This window comes from Pseudomonas sp. LBUM1658 (assembly GCF_059716055.1).
In genome coordinates this window covers 2,880,879-2,895,368 of the sequence record NZ_CP166798.1, presented here as the reverse complement: position 1 = coordinate 2,895,368, position 14,490 = coordinate 2,880,879, and the positions used below count along the sequence as shown (strand labels likewise).

At 53.3% G+C, this 14,490-nt stretch carries 9 protein-coding genes and 3 pseudogenes; 6 read left to right on the top strand and 6 right to left on the bottom strand.

Annotated elements, in window-relative coordinates; genetic code table 11:
• Nucleotides 1-7: 7 nt before the first annotated feature.
• A complete protein-coding gene (locus tag ACA064_RS13320; protein ID WP_497669155.1) occupies nucleotides 8-985 on the bottom strand; it encodes an IS5 family transposase in 978 nt (325 codons plus the stop codon).
• 28 nt (nucleotides 986-1,013) lie between these two features.
• Between ACA064_RS13320 and ACA064_RS13315 the strand changes: the two genes are divergently transcribed.
• Genes ACA064_RS13315 through ACA064_RS13305 form a run of 3 tightly spaced genes read left to right on the top strand, consistent with a single transcriptional unit; the run spans nucleotide 1,014 to nucleotide 4,696 of the window.
• Nucleotides 1,014-2,192, top strand: coding sequence for a hypothetical protein (locus ACA064_RS13315; protein ID WP_497673756.1), 1,179 nt, complete (start codon nucleotides 1,014-1,016; stop codon nucleotides 2,190-2,192).
• Between the two features lie 4 nt (nucleotides 2,193-2,196).
• On the top strand, nucleotides 2,197-4,260 hold the full coding sequence (locus tag ACA064_RS13310) for an integrase (protein ID WP_497673755.1): 2,064 nt from the start codon (nucleotides 2,197-2,199) through the stop codon (nucleotides 4,258-4,260).
• The gene (locus ACA064_RS13305; RefSeq protein ID WP_497673754.1) at nucleotides 4,253-4,696 is read left to right on the top strand and encodes a hypothetical protein; all 444 of its coding nucleotides are present in this window, start codon (nucleotides 4,253-4,255) and stop codon (nucleotides 4,694-4,696) included. The genes ACA064_RS13310 and ACA064_RS13305 overlap by 8 nt, the downstream gene beginning before the upstream one ends.
• Nucleotides 4,697-4,897: 201 nt before the next feature.
• On the opposite strand, the pseudogene ACA064_RS13300 reads toward ACA064_RS13305, so the two are convergent.
• Nucleotides 4,898-5,143 (bottom strand): annotated as a pseudogene (locus tag ACA064_RS13300) (hypothetical protein); the annotation flags it as partial.
• Between ACA064_RS13300 and ACA064_RS13295 the strand changes: the two are divergent.
• Nucleotides 5,125-5,996, top strand: a pseudogene (locus ACA064_RS13295) (transposase); the annotation flags it as partial. The pseudogenes ACA064_RS13300 and ACA064_RS13295 overlap by 19 nt on opposite strands.
• A gap of 154 nt (nucleotides 5,997-6,150) precedes the next feature.
• On the opposite strand, the gene ACA064_RS13290 reads toward ACA064_RS13295, so the two are convergent.
• Entirely contained in the window at nucleotides 6,151-6,885 is a 735-nt protein-coding gene (locus ACA064_RS13290) for a hypothetical protein (RefSeq protein ID WP_497674370.1), read from the bottom strand.
• Nucleotides 6,886-7,193: 308 nt separating this feature from the next.
• Here ACA064_RS13290 and ACA064_RS13285 point away from each other — a divergent pair, with 308 nt between their 5' ends.
• Complete coding sequence (locus ACA064_RS13285) at nucleotides 7,194-11,762, top strand: hypothetical protein (protein WP_497673753.1); 4,569 nt, start codon at nucleotides 7,194-7,196, stop codon at nucleotides 11,760-11,762.
• A gap of 59 nt (nucleotides 11,763-11,821) precedes the next feature.
• Here ACA064_RS13285 and ACA064_RS13280 read toward each other — a convergent pair.
• The 3 genes and pseudogenes from ACA064_RS13280 to ACA064_RS13270 form a co-directional block, all read right to left on the bottom strand.
• A pseudogene (locus ACA064_RS13280) lies at nucleotides 11,822-11,974 on the bottom strand (inositol monophosphatase family protein); the annotation flags it as partial.
• 89 nt (nucleotides 11,975-12,063) lie between these two features.
• Nucleotides 12,064-13,449, bottom strand: a complete 1,386-nt coding sequence (locus ACA064_RS13275) for a DEAD/DEAH box helicase (RefSeq protein WP_497673752.1) — start codon at nucleotides 13,447-13,449, stop codon at nucleotides 12,064-12,066.
• A complete protein-coding gene (locus ACA064_RS13270; protein ID WP_497673751.1) occupies nucleotides 13,446-14,027 on the bottom strand; it encodes a VspR family transcription factor in 582 nt (193 codons plus the stop codon). Before ACA064_RS13270 ends, ACA064_RS13275 begins: the two co-directional genes overlap by 4 nt.
• A 111-nt stretch (nucleotides 14,028-14,138) precedes the next feature.
• Between ACA064_RS13270 and ACA064_RS13265 the strand changes: the two genes are divergently transcribed.
• Entirely contained in the window at nucleotides 14,139-14,393 is a 255-nt protein-coding gene (locus ACA064_RS13265) for a helix-turn-helix domain-containing protein (protein ID WP_497673750.1), read from the top strand.
• The last annotated feature ends 97 nt before the right edge of the window (nucleotides 14,394-14,490 follow it).

Here is a 14,490-nt window from a genome sequence, read left to right as displayed (position 1 = left end):
GCCCGCATTACAGGCGCACCTCTCCTGCATTCAACAATCGTTTTCGCACCATCCACAGGTTCGACAAGGCGAACAACGTCGTCTGCTGAGCGATGTTTTTCGCCAGACCACGAAAGCGCACTTTCGTATAGCCAAACTGGCGCTTGATCACTCGAAACGGATGCTCAACCTTGGCTCTGACTTGCGCTTTCGCATACTCAATCCCGCGTAGCACGCTACCGATCACCGTGTCTTTGCCATGCTCTTTGTACGAACTGGGCCGGGCAGAAATCGACCAAATCATCTTGCGATCCTGATGTTCTGGGCGTTTCTGCACCCCGGTGTAACCGGCATCGCCACAGACGTGAACTTCTTCTCCGTGAAGCAATTGATCCACTTGTGTCACGTCCGCCACGTTGGCGGGAGTACCGACAACGCTATGAACCAAGCCCGAATCCGCATCAACGCCAATGTGGGATTTCATTCCAAAATAGTACTGATTTCCTTTCTTGGTCTGATGCATCTCGGGGTCGCGTTTCTTGTCTTTATTCTTGGTTGAGCTGGGTGCATGAATGATCGTCGCATCCACGATCGTTCCGTGACGCAACATCAATCCACGGTCACCCAGATAACCGTTGATAACCTGCAAAATCCCACCCGCCAGCTCATGTTTCTCCAGCAAGCGGCGGAAGTTGAGAATCGTGGTTTCGTCAGGAATTCGATCCAGATGCAGCCCTGCAAACTGGCGCAGGATCGTCGTTTCATACAGCGATTCTTCCATCGCCGGATCGCTGTAGCCGAACCAGTTCTGCATCAGATGAACCCGCAACATGGCCAGCAACGGATACGCCGGACGACCACCTTCACCCTTCGGATAATGCGGTTCGATCAAGGCAATCAAACCCTTCCAGGGCACGACTTGATCCATCTCGATCAGGAAGCGCTCGCGGCGGGTCTGCTTACGTTTACCGGCATACTCGGCATCGGCGAAGGACATCTGTTTCATCGGGGCTCAACCGTTCGATTCGTGTGAGATGGGTATTTCACCAGAGATGGAAGTCTTTTTCAGAGTTTCCCTAAGCGTCGTCTGGGATAACTACGACAGAGGTGTCTCTGGCACCCAGCTGACGCTTATCAAGCTGCTGTCCATGCAATATGCGCGAAGACCCATACAGATCGCGTATTTAAAAATAGGTGATGTCCGTGAAAACGACGGCTCGGATAACTTGGCTCCTATTGGGAAAGTCATTTTTTTTCCGGGTGTAAAGGATCTTAGATCCGAAATAGGTTTTCGTGACAGCAAATTTGAACCTCACTCTCTGGCCGATCACTTGTGGGATCTGTGTCATATTCAACGTCAGGAAGTCCGAGCCCTCTATGAACATATCTTGGGCCTTTCTTTAACAGACGATCAACTGAATAAACTGCCTCTTTTTTGCAGCGAATTGCGACTAAAGCAGTCTCTGCAACTCATTAAAGACCAACCTCGACTCAGCCTATTAGCGAATTTAGACAGTGAGCTATTTCATCTACGAAAAGCAAGTGTGATAAAAGTTCTCTGCTGGACAGATAACACCCCGACTTGCGACTATGGTGCAAAGCTCAAACGGTCGTTACGGCCGATACCACCGATCAGCCCCCGCACGGGCAGCACAATGGCGATCACTGCTACGCGAATGCGTCATACGCGGGCACGACAACTCGCCCGACAGGGCCTACCACATCACGTGCTCTCTCACTGGCTGGGCCATACGTCTGAGGACTCGTTGATCGACTACTACAACGATCCCGCCGAACAAGCGCGACAACTCAATGAAGCAATGGCACCGGTATTGGCGCCACTCGCAATGGCTTTTGCAGGAACTATGATCGACTCAACGAACCAAGCCACAAGAGCCAGCGACCAGACCAGCAAATTGGAGTTCGCCCGCGCAGGTGAACTCAGAACCGTTGGTCACTGCGGCAAACACAGCTTCTGCGCAACGACATCTGTGCCGATCCCTTGTTACCGCTGCAAGCATTTCGAACCCTTGGTCGATGCGCCACATCAGGAGGTTCTGGATGCTCTAGTACAGCGACAAGCCGCCGAGGACCAAGTACTAAAAATTGGCGGCCCGCGAAATCTATTGATACCCATAGATCTCTCGGCAGACATTCGCGCTGTCAAAAATTGCATTGCGCGCTGCAACGCGCGCAATGCCGAAAGAGGATGAATCCATGAGCAAGACCATTCGGTTCACCCCCAAATGCGAAATGTCTGCCAAGCAGAACCTTAGCGATTTCATTGCCATGGCCAGAGATAATCTGACGCTTTGGTCTGATCTGGAAGGTTTTGCTTGGGACGCCGCGAGATGGCCAACCACAAACACCGGAGTCCGCTTTATCAGCTTTGAACACCGAGATCTGCCCCCCCGCAAGTATCCCGAAACGCATCAAATGATGCATCCGGCTTTTGCAGAGGTTGCCAAGGCCTACCTGCGCTACAGGCATACACTGTGCCCACAGAAAACAGTCACTCAGGAAATGCTAGCGTTTCGGGTGATAGAGTTCGTTTTACGCATGGATATGATAGTGCCTGATATCACCAAGTTCGAACAACGACACTGGGACGAAGCCGCCAACGTCGTTAAACCTATAGTCACTCGCCAAAACATTTGCGGAGACATTCTCACTATTCTCAAGACGCTAGCGGATTTTTTCATTCTAACGGTCGATCCGCGATTCTGGAGGAGTCCCTACCTGGGTCTGGACAGTTACGACGCTATCAATGGCACAAATGCGCCGGGCGAAGCGAGGTCAAAAAAAATACCCGATCAGGACGCGTTACTGGCCATCGCCGAGGTATTTTCGCAAGGCACCAATGAAACGCTAAAAGACACCGATATAATGGTTACATGCGTCACAGGGCTTCTGATGAGCGCCCCCATGCGTATAGGTGAGACCCTGCGCCTCCGCCCAGACTGCTTACGCGATGACCCCGACAAGGATGGAGAGCGCCAGCACTACCTTGCTTACTTAGTACCGAAGTTGCGGCAATTCGCTCGCAAGGCCATCCCCAAGACAATGATCGCAGTCGCTACGGAATCGATCCAACGGCTTAGGGAAATCACCGAGGAGAGTCGCCGCCTAGCGCGTTACATGGAGACTGACCCAAAGCATTTCTACCGGCACGCCAACTGCCCAGATATTCCTGACGACCAAGAGCTTAGCTGCGCTCAGTTAGCGCAGGCGCTTGGTTTTTCTAACCGGGAGGGTTGCGAGTTTTTCGTGAAAAAGCACACCGGCAAGTTTGCGCTGACAGGATTTACGCTTGATACCCTATGGCAACTTGTGCTCAAAGAACACCACGCAATCAACCCACACTTCCCTTACCAGGAAGCTCCATGCAGCTCGACGCAACCACCGCTCCGAATGTCCGAATCCCTGATGTGCTTTCGTCGATATCAACTGGCATCGCGGCGTAGCATCAGCCCCGTATTGCTTGCACCTTACAATAACAATACTTATGGACAACGCTTGGCGACAGGGTATAGAGCAGCAGAAAACAGGAATTTTTTCGTAAGGAACGGATACGGCACCATCAAGCTGACATCCCATAGCCTCCGCCACCTTCTCAATAGGTTAGGGCGCAGCAGCGGCATCTCCATGGACCTGCTTACCGAATGGAGTAGTCGCGCCACCACCCGGCAGACCCGTACTTACCTGCACGACGATCCAGTGAAAACTGCCGCCAAAGGAGCTGTTGTACTCGGGACCATCCAAGAGCAGGCACATCTGAAACCGGTCAGCATTGAAGAAGCAGAGCTTTATGGCAAAGGACCGTTCCATCGCAGCCGCTATGGTATCTGCCGACGAAGTTGGAGAGCAGGGCCCTGCAACAAGTTCGCCGATTGCCTCAATTGCTCGGAACTCCTCATGTGCAAGGGCGACAAGATTGCCGCTGAAGTCATCAAGCTGGATCGTGACAATCTCGTGCTGACTTACACGGCCGCCCAACGGGCGATAACGGAAGGCGAGCGGGCTGCATCACGCTGGACTGAAAAGGCAGGACCGCAGATCGAAAGACTCGATCAACTACTGGCTATCCTGCACAGCCCTGAAATACCTGACGGCAGCCCAATCGAAATGGCCGGAGATGACTTCAGCCATGAGAAGGTGATTGTTTCCAAAAAAGCCGAGGCATCAGGCGTGAAGTTACTGGACAGAAGTGAACTACGCATCACCTACGGCGATGATCTGCTGGCCTGCCTGGAGCTACTTCGGAGTTCTGATAATGCCTAAAACGATCACAGAGCAGCATGAAAGAAAAATCGCTCAGATGATCCGTAACTGGCCGGTCGAACATGCACTGGACTGGAACGCAGTCTGCATTGGTGCACAAGGCATATTGGGGTGGGACAACCCGCCAACACGTCAGGCGCTCGACAAGAAAATAGCGATAAAAGTCGCTTACAAGACCAAGAAAGAACATCTTAAGCTTGAAAAACAGAAGCTCTTGGACATGCCAAGACCGCGGAGCACGCTGGATGCCATGAAGAAGATCACCCGGCTTCAGGCAGAAAACGACGAGCTGAAGGCAGAGCTTGCCAAAATGGCCGAGATTGCGAACCGACTCATCTACAACGCAACCATTGCAGGTCTTACACGAGAGCGGCTTATGGCCCCGCTTCCGACTATCCGTGAGCCACAGCCACGCAAAGTTCGAATTCCTCAGTGATCGTTTGAAGACGTATTTTTTGTATTTTCTGTCGTCTAGGCAGTGACACCATGCGGGATTACACAGACCGGGAGTCCTCAAGGTCATCAAAGACCCGACTCCAGTCCCGAGCTACCAATGTCTGGCAAGCAACTTCCAATCCATCAAAGCAGCGACGTGAGACTTGCCGCATATTGTCTTCTGTTGCGTATCGAATTGAGGCAAGCGTCTGCCGATCACATCCATCAAATCACAGCCGTCGCGTAACGGGATGGCCAGTAGTTTGGAGAAATCCGACAGCACCACCGTGTCGCAGCCGATCTCTGCGCGGAAGGCGATGTTTTCCAGCACCTGAGTGACCGTGCGGATGCGGTAATCGGCCATGGCTTGCAGGACATCGAGCGGGGCTTGGGTGTCGATGAGCAGGGAGGCCGGGATCAGGTCGATTCCGGAGAGTCTGCCGTCAATTTGTGGTGCTGTGCCAGCAACTGGGATTATTCTCGGAAGCGCTCGTTGCCGTCGATGGCAGCAAGTTCAAGGCGGTCAACAATCGGGATCGGAACTTCACCCGCGCCAAGCTTCAACGGCGAATGGAGGAAATTCAGTCCAGTATCAATCGCTATCTGACAGCACTTGATACCGCAGACCGTCAGGAACCTTCCGTTGCCCAGGCCAAAGCCGAACGCTTCCATGACAAGATCGCGGCCTTGAAAGCCAAGATGCAGGAGCTCAAGGAAATCGAGGTGCAGCTAACCAACCACCGGATAAACAGATCTCGCTAACCGATCCTGATGCTCGCTCGATGAAGACGCGCGGAACAGGAATGGTCGGCTACAACGTCCAGACGGCGGTCGATGCGAAGCACCACCTGATCGTGGCGCACGAGGTAACGAATAAAGGCGTTGATCGAGACTAACTGAGCTCGATGGCCAAGCATGCACGAGCGGCCATGGGTGTCGATGAACTTTCGGCAGGCGCAGACAGAGGCTATTTCAAGGGCGAAGAAATCCTGGCGTGCCATGAAGCTGGAATTACCGTTTTCGTGCCCAATACGCTGACCTCGGGAGCGACAGCGGCTAGCCGCTTCGGTAAAGATGATTTCATCTATGATGCCTCAACGAACGAGTATCGGTGCCCACCCGGGCAAAGCTTGATCTGGCGTTTCTCAAGCGTCGAGAAAGGGCTGAAGCTGCATCGTTACTGGCACTCGCACTGCCAAAACTGTGCCCTGAAGGAGCGCTGCACGCCCAGCTCTGAGCGGCGAGTTAGCCGCTGGGAACATGAGTCGGTACTCGAGGCGATGCAGAGTCGTCTTGATCAAGGAAGAAAGGGGACAGACCACCATTTCTTCCCCGTGGTCCCCACTCCAACTGTTTTCAACAGAATCGGCCGAAAGCTGCCAGTAACCAGAGTTCGCCCGCAGCAAGACTTTCTCCTACTAATCACCGCTTCAGGGTCGGCGCTATGCTCGCCGCTTATTTGCTCAACAACTCATCAATCAAAAACTTACGAGCATTGCGTGCTCCCTGACTCCTACTGCTTGGGTGCTGAATTCGATAGCACTGAATTTGCTCGTTCAGGCGAAAGCGCCACAGTTGATTCTTGGGTATACCTTCCTCGGCATAGTCCCCAAAATCAGAGCAAACGCAGTGCTCGCCTTTATGTGGAAAGAAGGCTTGGCGAATAGGTGCACTGCTTGCGCCATTGGCAAAAATAATGGTGTCAGGCGCAAAAATCTCGATTTGTCGCTTTAGCAGTCGTTCCGAGAATTGGCGAATGATGGGAAATTGCGGGCATTTTTGTGGCGAGTTTCCGGCCCAGGAAAAACAGAATAAATTAGCCCAAACCACTCCCTTGCTCCCGCAGCAATCGGAAACAAGACGCAGGAAATTGAAGAAGCTGGCACCGCTGTCTTTGGGGATTTCGAGGTGCTTAGCCAGGAACTTCTGATGCTTGGTCAGTGATCGTTCGACATACGCTCCAAGCGTGGTGAAAGGAGTTTTGTCACTTACGACATTCCATGCCCGAGTTTCTCGCCCAACCACCATGATGCGCTGTTTGGCAGAGGAGTAACCCTCGGGTGCGCTGGGTAGAAATAGCCCAGAAAGTTTGGCAAAGGCTGGCGTATCTTTTTGGCTCTGGTCAAGGAAATGACGTTCTATATCCTCAAGAACCGGCAAGTAAGCTTGTGCAATAAATTGGAGATCCACTTCTGGCGCCTTGGTCGGTCCGTTGGCTTGTCTGTCTCCGACATACAAGGCTCAAGCGAAAGGCAGGTTCCCCAGCCAGTGCTGGCACAAGAGTATCATTGCTTGCCTGGCTGGGGATGTAGCAGGACCTGGTGGATGACAGCTATGGACCAAAGTAGCCATAGAACAATCCATAGATTGGACGTTTATAGCGCAAGCTAGATGTGTCTTCCTGTGAAGGTAGGTAAATTATCGAACCTATTATTTACTTGTGTAACCAGAGCCGAAAGGAATCTGGCCGTGCATTGCTTCTCTATCAAGGACCGAAGATGGCTCTATCAACTATTTCACGATTACTTTCGTCGCTGGTCACACCCGTGCTGGGTTGGGTGAAGAAGCCCTGGGCAGTGCGTACTGCAGCTCGCAACCCAGCTGCGGCGACGTACTCACCAATCGACAAAATGGACGAAGAGACCTTGGTGCATCTCGGTGCAAGTTCGTCCACGGAGGCAGGCGGGAAACGAATACTCGAGATGTTCGGTCATCTGCTAGTAAGGTCGGAGCCATTCTCCCTACCGCATGTGCGTGAATGGTTGGACTTGTCCGACACGCAACGCCGATTGCAACGCCTTGCACATGCGCACATCACCTCGGCCCCTCTGCCGTCGGACGATCGTATGACGCTAGTCGACAGCTATATGCTGGCGTCCGGCGAACATCGTATTCGGGCAGAAAATATAATCGATCACGCCGTGAAAATCTTAGTGGCGGGTGTACTTGGAACGATAAAAGATAAAGCCTTGGGAGGCGTGCTTCAAGTCAGTATGCGTGCTCTGCAGCAGCGCTTCGATGAGTTCGATATACGACTTGATGCACCGGCAATACCGGAGCCGGGTTGGTCCTTGGATATGGCATTCAAAGCCAATGAAGAGTGGCTGTTGAGTACCTTCTCCAGCCGGAGCAAAGCCAAGACTCGGCTCGGCCAGCCACTCAATCCCGCGGACATCACGGCGTTTGTCAATCCGATGTCTAGAACCGACCTGATGGAGCGCTTTAAGACCCTACTGATCGAATCTCCCATTGGTGGCGTGGTAGCCCTTACCGGTGATGAAGGCAATGGCAAATCCTGGCTAGTCGCGCGGACTTGGCTTTCTCTTCTGGAAAAGCCGCTGACACTTTTTTTGAGTGCAGAAGAAGTTGGCGAGCAAATCGCCGACCCAGTAACGCTTATTGCCCGAAAGCTTTGCGTGCAGACGGATAGGCAAGGATCCGAACGCCATCAAGTGTTTTGGTCTTCTCAACTAGATGCATGGCGCAAGCAACAGCACGGCCCCGCGCAAGGATTTCTGGTCGTGCTTGATGGCTTGAACCAGCGTCCACGCACCGAGTGGGCTCGCTTAATCGACCGGCTCAGCGAAGAATTAGAGCGCATCGGCGGCAAGCTGATTCTTACTTCACGGAAACGTTACTTCGATGGAGTGATCAAGCCGCACTTAGCCTCGTTCTACCGTGAACTGACAGTGCCAGAGTGGACGCCGCTAGAGCGCGATGAGTTGCTCGCCGCCCGGCGCATGCACGGCGGCCAACTGCATGAACGGGTTGCTGCGTCATTGTGTAATCCTCGCTTACTCGGCATTGCCTTAACGCTGCTCGATAGCGCCCAGCTCCGGGCAATGGAAGAATTAAGCGTTCCTCTTTTACTGTTTGAGCACCTGCGCACGAGCCAACGTGACAGCTACGGTCAATCTGCCGAACTCTTCAAGCGCAATCTGCAAAACCATGCAAGGGAAGTATTGCAACGCCTGAACACGCAGCAGCGCGATGACCTAAAGGTGTTTGATGGCGGCCTAGATGCAGTTGTGGAAGGGCGTTTTTTCATACCGCTGACGGAAGACCTAACGCGCTACACCGTTAGCGAAGAGGGTCTCGGTCTAGCCCTTGGCTTGGCGATCCTCGACGACCTGAATTCAGCACTGCGCAATGGGCGCAACCTTAACGAAACTCTGGCTGTGCTAGCTGAACCGATCGCTGCGCTTGATCAGACCTCGGAGGCGATACTGGCTGCACTTACAGTGGCTTGCATGAAAGAAGAGAATTCAACTGAGATCGGCGTGGCAATCCTGATGGGCTTCGCCGGCCTACAGAATTTGGACGACGGTGCTTTCGACGCGATTGCCGTACTGGCGCGTACCCGGACGCCGGTTTTTCTCCAAACGGTGCAGACGTTGGCGCTGCAGGGTGGTACGGCGCTCAATTTCGATTGGATCGAACTGGCGTTGCACCGGGCAAAAGCTGACAAGCAGGCTTGGCAGCAGATTGCGCCGGCCATCAAAGGCTGGCTGGCACATATCACTCTAGATATCGAAAAGCATATCCTCCCATATGGCAAAAGCGCTGACGAGGTCACGCAACGACGCACCGAGTTGCAAGGCGAATTGGAAGCCAAACTGGCGAGACTGTCTACCGAGGAACGCGACTTTCTTGGTGAGCTGGAGCTCACTAAAGCACAAGATACTTCAATGCTCGGGATGGTCGCTCTGAAGCTGTTGGCCGGTATGCCACTGGCGCAATTTGCGCAGGCATTCGTACGATGGAGTTTTGCTAGGAGTCTGAACAGCAGTCAGGACGCGCCCTTGAAGGAGTTTCTTCACTTGATCTGCTTTAACGGCACCGATTGGCAAGCCACGCGCGAGGCTCTCCTGCTTTTCAGCCTGATGCTGCGCAACGGGACGCCTTCGCGCGTAGGTCAATGGGCTTCGGTAACTTTGCTGCAATCGACCGGCCATCCGGATGATGCCCGGAATGCGCAAGAACTCGTTGATGAATTGCGTACAGGACAACCGAGCGGTACGCGCTGGCGACTGATTGAGAAGTATTGCAGTACCGATCCCTGCGATCCCAACAATACAGAACCTGATAACGCAGTTCACACTGCTGAACAGTTTACCGCCATGGATGTCACCAACCTTTGCCAGGGTATGGTAATGAATGTCCAGGACCAATTCTTCAATGATGCGCGGCCTGCTGTTAGCCGCTACTACGCGGACGTCGCCATCGACCAGCATCGTGCATTGGTTGATGATGTACTGTTACGCAGCGGCTTGCCCCTGCGACAAGGAGTGGCCGGTCTACTCGCGCATTCTGCCTTAGTCACGCATGAACAAGCGCAGCGGTTTATCCGTCGTGTGTGTGGCAGCGAGGCTGACGTCAATGCTCTGCGCTCGCTGGGTGACGAGGCCAACATCTGGGCGCAATTCCAGCTGCAATTAGCTTTTCCTGCGCTGGAGGCGGGCGTACAACTCAAGTCGCTCTTAGATGCGCGGTTTGGTAGCAAGCTGTCGCGTAATCTGATTGAGGAGATTAAACCGCTCGACGTGCTGACCTTTGAGTCTAGCCTTGCTGAGGCGATAGCGGCACAGGACGATGAAGCACAATTCACTGTGCTCTTGTTTGCTCCCTTTACTAAACAGCCACTTCCGCCTGCAACACAAGAAAACCTTTCTGGCTTGCTTCTCAGCACGTCCACATTAGTACGCTCATATACCTTGCGCATGATAGCAAAGTCAGCTGATACCAAGGCGCTGAAAATGGTTGTGGATAGTGGCTGGCTTGCGACCCAATTGAGCGAGGATGAGAAGCTTGAACGCTGGTACGGCTCAGAAGCTTTGATGGAAGCTGCTGTGCAATGCGTTGCTCCTTGGGAAACACTTGTAACGAAGATGGAGTATCAGCACCTCGGTCGTCTATCGGCGTGTCTCGGAGGGGGTGCAGCGCTACACGTCGCAGGTGTTGTTGATGCCTTGCTCCGGCGCTCGCTGGAATTGCCAATTGAGGCAAGCATGCTTGAGATTGAGCTTATGCAGCATCCGGGAGCCGCTCCACAACTTCAGTACTTCAGCTTGCACGAGCGCCAACTACCGGCTATTGACCCAGACAAAGCATGGCAAGGTCTTTCTGAGGTGAAAGACGGTTTTAAAGAACGCCAGAGAAAATTGCACACCACATTCGATGCGTTGCAGACGCACCTCACGAGTAATGATGCCGGCAGGTTGCTGGATCAATTTTGCATGGAAGATTTCGCAACCATCGCTGGGGCTGATACCAACTTGACCAAGCGCTGGTGTGCTTTGCTGCTGGACCAGCCAGGGCATGTGAATCTAGTAGCAGTACGCAATATCGGCCTGTTGTTGGCTCGTTCGATTGCGACATATGACCCCGTTCGGGCGGTCCAACTGTTCGAAAAATATGACCCGATCGCACCACTTGTGCGCGTAGTTTTCGGGCGCGCTGCTATTGAACTGGGCGCGATGGCAGTTTGGTCAACAACAGACCTTCCTGAGCTGGAGGCGCTGCGCGTGCGCCGTCTAGACTGCGCCGCCGATAACGATGTACTCGCATGCGAGGTGTGGGCTGCACTGTGGAGTGGAAAATCGACGGAGCTCACGCGGTACATTGATTTGCGCTTGGCTTCTGCGTGGCCGGCAGAGCAGGCTCGCGCCATCTTAGTCGCCGGCTTAATGGGAAAGAACCCACGCAGCGACAGCGTGCTGGCGCGATTTGCCGGAGTGCCTGGGCTACTTGGAGAAACACAGCGCGTTGCGCAAGATGCTTACGACCGCCATGCCTGGACCGTACTCTGGTTTACAGCCATGCGTGATGCGCCATCTGCAGAGGCTTTCTGGCGTGCAGCCGTACTGTTCCTAGTGGTGGCAGACGGTCGCGTCGAGGCGCTCAAACTCGCACAGGGCGCAGCGCAGGCAACGTTCTGCCTACATTGGCCCGGTATTGAACGACAATTGCAGAACCGCTTTGGTAAGTTGCGAAAAAAGTGGAAAGAGCGCTTTCTGTCAGACGAGACGCCTTGGCCGCCTTTTTTGGCGCAACCGGAGCGTGACTGAACGTCTAAGGTGCAAGCATTCGCAATAGCAGTTACTTGGTCGAAAACGTACATTTAAGGAATTGAGTCGACATTTTCATTGATCAAAACCTCACCCGATCCCCTTAGCAACGCATGCCCGGCAACGACATCATGTGCTGAAACCGGGTAGAGAGATACGCCGCAGACACCATCGCCTGCGGCAACTTTTGCAAGCCTGTAGGCAATAGAGGGCGACTGTGACACATAGGATTCCAACACTGGCGGCCCTTTCGGTGATTTGGCCAAGACTGCTGCGGCTGGAGATGGGTAACAAAAACACATCAGAAAACGGCCAGCAGTTGCTGGCGATAATTTTTCGAAAAGCTTATTTGATAAGACGATACAGGGGCCGAATCGCCGGCCAATACAAACTTCTGCGCTGTGGTGGCAACTGCCGAGCTGCATGGTTCTTCTGCGTTATATTGCATGGAGGTATCCAGCTCACCTTCTGTGGAACCAGCCTCGAACCCAGATGCACTGACAGCGCAAACGACAGCTAAATCATCCGGCAAATCATCAGCGATACGCTGGGAAAATCGCTTAAGTGTCGGTTCCGCCAAGACGAACAACCAAGCTTGATCATCAATTTCGCCCATACGTCGAAGAACTCTTCCCAGGACCTGACGGTAATGCAGTTCAGTACGAATTCGACTGAGGTAGCAGCATACCTGGAGCCGAGGAATATCAGTCCCCTCGCTGATCATTCCCACTGCAACAATCCAACGGCAGTCGCTATTTTTGAACCCGTTGATTACCTGTTGTGCGCCTGGGGTTCTGGTGGTCACGACTTGGAAGCTTTCGCCCTTGCCCTTTAGCGCCAAAGCAACCTGGTGAGCATGTTCGATATTCGTAGCAACAACCAAGCCCGCGGCATTCGGTTTGAGCATTCGCATTTCATCGAGTTTCTTGCGTCCCAGATCAAGCAACTGACTGAGCGCGTCTTCATGACAGATCAGGTCCTCGTATGAGACCAGAGATTCACGCAGTAGCTTAGCGATGCTAGGAAAAAGTTTGACGGTGCTATCGTTCGCGAAATCTTCTTTGAGCCTCAGCATCTGGTTATCTAGCAGAACGATGCGAGGTGACCGGCAAACCCCGTCGGAAATGGCTTCTTTGAGACCGTAGCGATAGTCGCAAATCAATCGGCCTTCCGGGTTGGAGTAACGAGCAAGAGCAATGCCTCTGTCATCGGAACGCCATGGTGTGCCCGATAGAGCCAAGGTAAAGGCAGCACGATCCTGCATTTTCAATAGAATCTGTTGCCCCCAAGCGTTGCTCAAAAGCGGATCGTATCCGGAGCAGTGATGGATCTCGTCGAATACTGCAAACACGCGGTAGTCATCGAAAAGCCTCCAGAAGGCTTCATCCTGGTGCTCCATCGCTTGATAGGTACTTGCAGCTCCAACGGCACCGATAAGTCCATCCAAGCGCCTCCCCAATACAGCAGAGAATGTCGAGCGAAAGCCGTCGACGACTTGGCATGACGGAGCAAAACAGAGCACGAGATCAATCTTGCCCTGCTCCAACAGTTGTCGAGCCAGCTCTGCGGCCATTCGTGTCTTCCCTGCCCCTGGAGTGGCTTGGCAGAAGAAGTGCGGCGTTGTGGTGTAGTGTTCCAGTGCAATGCCAATGCATTGGCTCTGCCATTTTCTCGGCGATGCTTTCATCGTGCGGACATGACTGTCTTGAGCGTCTTTTCTACAGCTCGGAGATGTCCTAGAAGACGGGAGCTTCGGTCTCTAGCTTCGAGATACTCACCTTCGACTTGGTCTTTCAGGTGCGGCATTTCGTCGAGCAGTTGCTTATAACGCTCCGCCTCTCCCATTGAGGAAAGGAAGTCGAGCCGAATCTCTTTGAGTATGGATTCCAGGTGCTCGATCACATCTAGCCCAGGCTGCTTTGAGTCCATGCTTTGTGGGGGCTGTTGCAGCGGTTTATTCTCAGACTTAACACTGTTCTCATACCCATTATCGATGAGCTCCACCTGCAGGTCCCCTGGAATACTCTGCCAGTGATAAATCTGACCCCGCTTTTGTCGTTTTTCATCCTGAATGACCCATCCGGTACGCAGCATCCGTCTGATCTGCTCATAGACATATCTGCGCAGGTCGCTGCTGTTGAACGGAATACCCGCCAGGTGAGTGGCGTAAGCATTACGTAAGTCGTTGGTCGTAAATTGACGTAGATGCCCCTGCTGAAACAGGTCGTAGAGCCGCCTGTCGAAGATGAATGAATCGGGTTTCATGCAGGCACCTTGAAGGGAAGTTCGCGGAACGGTCAAAATGCGGATTATAGTCCGTGGCTGATTCATCCGCAAACGCAAGATAGTGCCGCCTCAGTGGGGACCGAGGCGGATATGCATCAGCTTGCAAAGGCATTGGGCGAAAGAATACGGACACAGCGGAAGGCCAAAGGATTTTCCCAAGATGCCTTGGCGCACTCTTGCAGTGTCGATCGTAGCTATATGGGGCGCATTGAGCGCGGTGAAGTGAACATCACTGTAGAAAAGCTATATCGCATAGCCAGCGTATTGGAATGCGAGCCTCAGTACCTCTTGCCTGAAACGCTTTCTCTCCACGAGTTGGCTAGTGATATGACGGCAAGCGACTGAACCGAAATTAGCTGGCAATCAATGACCGGAACTGACAAATTACTGATTCAAATGCGCAGCGTCCCTTGGCAAGGGTCGGCATGGACCCTACCCGGGA